The 6,000-nt window shown below is 62.6% G+C and carries 5 protein-coding genes; 3 read left to right on the forward strand and 2 right to left on the reverse strand.

Annotated elements, in window-relative coordinates; translation table 11 throughout:
* Positions 1-21: 21 nt before the first annotated feature.
* A complete protein-coding gene (locus PM2_RS27135; protein ID WP_016713394.1) occupies positions 22-252 on the reverse strand; it encodes a PP0621 family protein in 231 nt (76 codons plus the stop codon).
* Positions 253-346: 94 nt separating this feature from the next.
* Entirely contained in the window at positions 347-1,366 is a 1,020-nt protein-coding gene (locus tag PM2_RS27140; RefSeq protein ID WP_016713393.1) for an outer membrane protein assembly factor BamD, read from the reverse strand.
* Between the two features lie 147 nt (positions 1,367-1,513).
* Between PM2_RS27140 and rluD the strand changes: the two genes are divergently transcribed.
* The 3 genes from rluD to clpB all read left to right on the forward strand — a co-directional run bounded on the left by rluD (position 1,514) and on the right by clpB (position 5,966).
* Entirely contained in the window at positions 1,514-2,476 is a 963-nt protein-coding gene (gene rluD, locus PM2_RS27145) for a 23S rRNA pseudouridine(1911/1915/1917) synthase RluD (protein ID WP_026020366.1), read from the forward strand.
* A complete protein-coding gene (pgeF, locus tag PM2_RS27150) occupies positions 2,473-3,213 on the forward strand; it encodes a peptidoglycan editing factor PgeF (protein WP_016713391.1) in 741 nt (246 codons plus the stop codon). Before rluD ends, pgeF begins: the two co-directional genes overlap by 4 nt.
* A 188-nt stretch (positions 3,214-3,401) precedes the next feature.
* Positions 3,402-5,966, forward strand: a complete 2,565-nt coding sequence (gene clpB / locus PM2_RS27155; RefSeq protein WP_025754954.1) for an ATP-dependent chaperone ClpB — start codon at positions 3,402-3,404, stop codon at positions 5,964-5,966.
* Positions 5,967-6,000: the final 34 nt, after the last annotated feature.

Below are 6,000 nucleotides of genomic sequence, written 5' to 3' on the forward strand. Positions count from 1 at the left end.
AGGGATTCAGGTGATACTGGCTCAGCCTTGGCGACCAGGGCCTTGTTGCAGGTGTGCCTGGCTGCAATACCACTCATTGCCCTGCTGCAGCGCCCGGTCGTTGGGCAAATGCACGCCACAATGGGCACAGCGCACCATCTTCAGCGGTGCATCCAGCTTCGCCTCGGGGTGCGACTGCTGGCTGACTTTGAACTTGCGCCACAGCCAGAACGCGGCGGCGATCAGGGCGATCCAGAAAAGTAGGCGAACCATGGTGTCCAGCTTGTCGGTTGAAGAAGCCGACAGTCTAGGACGCGGCCAATAAAAAAGGGAGGCCCAAGGCCTCCCTTTCATTTACCGCTGTGTGTCAGTCAAACAGACCAAAGGTCATGTAGCTGAACCAGGAGCGGTCTTTCTCGGCTTCTTTCGGGCCTTCCGGCACGATCGGGTCGCCGTTCTCGTCCTTCGGCAGCAGCTCTTGCGGCATCTCGTCGCGGGCGTCCTGGAACTGCTTGACCACGTCCTGGTTGGCGCGGGTTTCGCCCGGCGGCAGCGGGGTATCGGTTTCGATCAGACCCAGGGTGGCCTTGGACAGCCAGCCACGGCCGTCAGACTCGGTCTGCTTGGGCTGGAACTCGCCATCGACCAGGCTCGGGTGGTCCGGGTAGTTGAGCTTGAGGGTTTCCAGGCTGCTGGCGGCCAGTTCGTCCAGGTGCATCTTCTGGTACGACTCGACCATCACCGCCAGGCCGTCACCGACCGAGGGGGTTTCCTGGAAGTTTTCGACCACGTAGCGGCCACGGTTGGCGGCGGCCACATAAGCCTGGCGGCTCAGGTAGTAATCGGCCACATGGATTTCATACGAGGCCAGCAAGTTGCGCAGGTAGATCATGCGCTGCTTGGCGTCTGGCGCGTAGCGGCTGTTGGGGAAGCGGCTGGTCAGCTGGGCGAACTCGTTGTACGAGTCGCGGGCGGCACCCGGGTCACGCTTGGTCATGTCCAGCGGCAGGAAACGCGCCAGCAGGCCACGGTCCTGGTCGAACGAGGTCAGGCCCTTGAGGTAGTAGGCGTAATCCACGTTCGGGTGCTGCGGGTGCAGGCGGATGAAGCGCTCCGCAGCCGACTTGGCAGCCTCGGGCTCGGAGTTCTTGTAGTTGGCGTAGATCAACTCAAGCTGCGCCTGGTCGGCATAGCGGCCGAACGGGTAGCGCGATTCCAGGGCCTTGAGCTTGTTCACGGCGCTGGTGTAGCTGGAGTTGTCCAGGTCAGCTTGCGCCTGCTGGTACAGCTCGGCTTCGCTGAGGTTCTCGTCAATGACCTCTTTATTAGAGGAACAGGCCGCGGTAAGCCCGAGGATGGCGATCAGCAGCAGGTGTTTCACTTGCATGGCGGCTTGCGTCCCTTTGACGGCCGCTGTCTTGGGCGGTGCCGTCCTGTTATGATGAGCGCCCCGGCCAACCCCGGGACAAAAGAAGCCGTATTTAACCACAAGCTCGCAGCCGAAACCAAAGGCTGTGCGCCCGCCGAATCGAGCATGTCCGAGATCATTCAACTTAGCGCAGAGGTACCGTCCGATCTGGGCGGTCAACGCCTCGACCAGGTCGCCGCCCAATTGTTCGCCGAGTACTCGCGTTCGCGGCTTACTACGTGGATCAAAGAAGGCCGCCTGACGGTCGATGGCGCCGTCGTGCGCCCTCGCGATACCGTTTATGGTGGCTCAGTGCTTGCGCTGGAGGCCGAGCAAGAGGCCCAGGGCGAGTGGATCGCAGAAGACATCGAGCTGGATATCGTCTATGAAGACGACCACATCCTGGTGATCAACAAGCCTGCGGGCCTGGTTGTGCACCCGGCCGCCGGCCATGCCAGCGGCACCCTGCTCAATGCGCTGCTGCACCACGTGCCAGACATCATCAACGTGCCGCGTGCCGGTATCGTTCATCGCCTGGATAAAGACACCACGGGCCTGATGGTGGTGGCCAAGACCTTGCAAGCGCAGACCAAGCTGGTTGAGCAGATGCAAGCCCGCAAAGTCAGCCGCATCTATGAGTGCATCGTGATTGGCGTGGTGACTTCCGGTGGCAAGATCGATGCCCCGATCGGCCGCCACGGCGGTATGCGCCAGCGCATGGCTGTCACCGACGGCGGCAAGCCGGCGGTCAGCCACTACCGTGTGCTCAAGCGCTTCCGCTCGCACACCCATGTGCGGGTCAAGCTGGAAACCGGCCGTACTCACCAGATTCGCGTGCACATGGCCCATGTCGGCTTCCCGCTGGTGGGTGATCAGACGTACGGTGGGCGCTTCCGCATTCCGCCGGCCGCCAGCCCAACCATGGTCGAGGCGGTGAAAACCTTCCCGCGCCAGGCACTGCATGCGCGTTTCCTCGCCTTGGCCCACCCGATTACCGGTGAAGTCATGAAGTGGGAATCGCCACTGCCGGATGACTTCCTCTGGTTGCTGACGCTGCTGAACGAAGACCGCGAGAGCTTTATCGGATGAGTGGCCTGACGCAGTCGCTGTTGTTCCCCGACTGGCCGGCCCCGGCCTCGGTTCGCGCCTGTGTCACCACCCGTCAGGGCGGCGTCAGCCTGCCCCCCTACGAAACCTTCAACCTTGGCGACCACGTAGGGGATGCCCCTGCGGCGGTCGCCGAAAACCGCCGCCGGCTGAGCGACGCGTTCGCCATCCAGCCGGCCTGGCTCAAGCAGGTGCATGGCCTGGTGGTGGCGGATGCCGACCCGGCTGTGGTGGCCGAGGCCGACGCCAGCTGGACCGACCAGCCAGGCATTGCCTGCACCGTGATGACTGCCGATTGCCTGCCTGCGCTGTTCTGCGACCGGGCGGGGACGCGCGTGGCAGCCGCGCATGCGGGCTGGCGTGGGTTGGCCGGTGGCGTGCTGGAAGCCACGCTGGACCGCCTGGCGCTGCCGCCAGAAGAGGTGCTGGTGTGGTTGGGGCCGGCCATTGGCCCGCAGGCCTTCGAAGTAGGGCTGGAAGTGCGTGATGCCTTTACGGCGGTGCATCCGGAAGCGGCCCGTGCTTTTGTCGAGGGTGAGCGGCCGGGCAAGCTGATGGCGGATATCTATGAGCTGGCGCGTATTCGCCTGGCAGCGCGTGGGGTGACTGCTGTGTATGGCGGTGGCTTGTGCACGGTCAGCGATGCGCGGTTCTTCTCTTATCGCCGTACCCCGCAGGGTGGGCGGTTTGCATCGTTGGTCTGGCTGGACCCGCGCTAGCCTGTACCGGTCTCTTCGCGGGTTTACCCGCGAATGCCCCAGCGACAATCCAACAGGTTGACCTTGGTCAACCCCGCTACGCTTGAATCTTCCAGAATCAGCCTTATCTATTAGGTCATCTCAGGCAGGTTTCTTCATAAACAGGCGCTGTCCATCGCTCCGACCTGCCCTTTAAAGGAAGGTACACCATGCGAATAGACCGTTTGACCAGCAAGCTGCAACTTGCAATATCCGATGCCCAATCCCTGGCCGTTGGCATGGACCACCCCGCCATCGAGCCCGTGCACCTGCTGCAGGCACTGCTCGAACAGCAGGGCGGCTCCATCAAGCCCCTGCTGATGCAGGTTGGCTTCGACATCAACAGCCTGCGTCAGGGGCTGGTGAAAGAGCTCGACCAGCTGCCGAAAATCCAGAACCCCACCGGTGACGTGAACATGTCGCAGGACCTGGCGCGCCTGCTCAACCAGGCCGACCGCCTGGCCCAGCAGAAGGGCGACCAGTTCATTTCCAGCGAGCTGGTGCTGTTGGCCGCCATGGACGAGAACAGCAAGCTCGGCAAACTGCTGCTGAGCCAGGGCGTGACCAAGAAGGCCCTGGAAAATGCCATCAACAACCTGCGCGGCGGCGCGGCAGTGAATGATGCCAACGCCGAAGAGTCGCGTCAGGCGCTGGACAAGTACACCGTCGACCTGACCAAGCGTGCCGAAGAAGGCAAGCTGGACCCGGTGATTGGCCGTGACGATGAAATCCGCCGTACCGTGCAGGTGCTGCAACGCCGCACCAAGAACAACCCGGTGCTGATCGGTGAGCCTGGGGTGGGTAAAACCGCCATCGCCGAAGGCCTGGCCCAGCGCATCATCAACGGTGAAGTGCCCGACGGCCTCAAAGGCAAGCGCCTGCTGGCGCTGGACATGGGCGCGCTGATTGCCGGTGCCAAGTACCGTGGCGAGTTCGAAGAGCGTTTGAAAGGCCTGCTGAACGAGCTGTCCAAGCAGGAAGGCCAGATCATCCTGTTCATCGACGAACTGCACACCATGGTCGGCGCCGGTAAAGGCGAGGGCGCCATGGACGCCGGCAACATGCTCAAGCCAGCCTTGGCCCGTGGCGAACTGCACTGCGTTGGCGCCACCACGCTTAACGAGTACCGCCAGTTCATCGAGAAGGACGCTGCGCTGGAGCGCCGCTTCCAGAAGGTGCTGGTAGAAGAGCCGAGCGAAGAAGACACCATCGCCATTCTGCGTGGCCTGAAAGAGCGCTATGAAGTGCACCACAAGGTGGCCATCACTGACGGCGCCATTATCGCTGCGGCCAAGCTCAGCCACCGCTACATCACTGATCGCCAGCTGCCCGACAAGGCCATCGACCTGATCGACGAAGCCGCCAGCCGCATCCGCATGGAGATCGACTCCAAGCCGGAAGTGCTCGACCGCCTTGATCGCCGCCTGATCCAGTTGAAGGTGGAGTCGCAGGCACTGAAGAAAGAAGAAGACGAGGCGGCGAAAAAACGCCTGGAGAAGCTGACCGAAGAAATCGAGCGGCTGGAGCGTGAGTATTCCGACCTGGAAGAAATCTGGGCGTCGGAAAAGGCCGAAGTGCAGGGCTCGGCGCAGATCCAGCAAAAGATCGAGCAGGCCCGCCAAGAGCTGGAAACTGCCCGTCGCAAAGGCGACCTGAGCCGCATGGCCGAACTGCAGTACGGGGTAATCCCGGACCTGGAGCGCAGCCTGCAGATGGTCGATCAGCACGGCAAGACCGAGAACCAGTTGCTGCGCAACAAGGTGACCGAGGAAGAAATTGCCGAAGTGGTATCGAAGTGGACCGGTATTCCGGTGGCCAAGATGCTCGAAGGCGAGCGCGAAAAGTTGCTGAAAATGGAAGAGCTGCTGCACCAGCGCGTGATTGGCCAAGGCGAGGCGGTAACCGCCGTGGCCAACGCCGTGCGCCGCTCGCGTGCCGGGCTGTCCGACCCTAACCGGCCAAGTGGCTCGTTCCTGTTCCTCGGCCCGACCGGTGTGGGCAAGACCGAGCTGTGCAAGGCGCTGGCCGAGTTCCTGTTCGACACCGAAGAGGCCATGGTGCGTATCGACATGTCCGAGTTCATGGAGAAACACTCCGTGGCTCGCCTGATCGGTGCACCACCAGGCTACGTCGGCTACGAAGAGGGCGGTTACCTGACCGAGGCCGTACGGCGCAAGCCTTACTCGGTGGTGCTGCTGGATGAGGTGGAGAAAGCCCACCCGGATGTGTTCAACGTGCTGTTGCAGGTGCTGGAAGACGGCCGTCTGACCGACAGCCACGGGCGCACGGTAGACTTCCGCAACACCGTGATCGTGATGACCTCCAACCTGGGTTCGGCGCAGATCCAGGAACTGGTGGGCGACCGCGAAGCACAGCGTGCAGCGGTGATGGATGCGGTGGGTTCGCACTTCCGCCCAGAGTTCATCAACCGTATCGACGAAGTGGTGGTGTTCGAACCACTGGGCCGCGAGCAGATTGCCGGCATTACCGAAATCCAGCTGGGCCGCCTGCGCAGCCGCTTGCTGGAACGCGAACTGTCGCTGAGCCTGAGCCCGGAGGCGTTGGACAAGCTGATTGCCGTGGGTTACGACCCGGTGTACGGCGCACGGCCGCTGAAGCGTGCCATCCAGCGCTGGATCGAAAACCCGCTGGCGCAGCTGATTCTGGCGGGCAAGTTCTTGCCGGGTACGGCGATCACCGCCAAGGTGGAAGGCGACGAAATCGTCTTTGGCTGATTCTGTTGCACCATGAGCCCCGCATTTGCGGGGC

It is taken from the genome of Pseudomonas monteilii NBRC 103158 = DSM 14164, from assembly GCF_000730605.1.
In the GTDB taxonomy this organism is placed as follows: domain Bacteria; phylum Pseudomonadota; class Gammaproteobacteria; order Pseudomonadales; family Pseudomonadaceae; genus Aquipseudomonas; species Aquipseudomonas monteilii.

Excerpts from the sequence above, each read along its gene's own strand:
- pgeF (WP_016713391.1), top strand. The coding sequence starts at position 2,473 with ATGAGTGGCCTGACGCAGTCGCTGTTGTTCCCCGACTGGCCGGCCCCG.
- PM2_RS27140 (WP_016713393.1), bottom strand. The coding sequence starts at position 1,366 with ATGCAAGTGAAACACCTGCTGCTGATCGCCATCCTCGGGCTTACCGCG.
- rluD (WP_026020366.1), top strand. The coding sequence starts at position 1,514 with ATGTCCGAGATCATTCAACTTAGCGCAGAGGTACCGTCCGATCTGGGC.
- clpB (WP_025754954.1), top strand. The coding sequence starts at position 3,402 with ATGCGAATAGACCGTTTGACCAGCAAGCTGCAACTTGCAATATCCGAT.
- PM2_RS27135 (WP_016713394.1), bottom strand. The coding sequence starts at position 252 with ATGGTTCGCCTACTTTTCTGGATCGCCCTGATCGCCGCCGCGTTCTGG.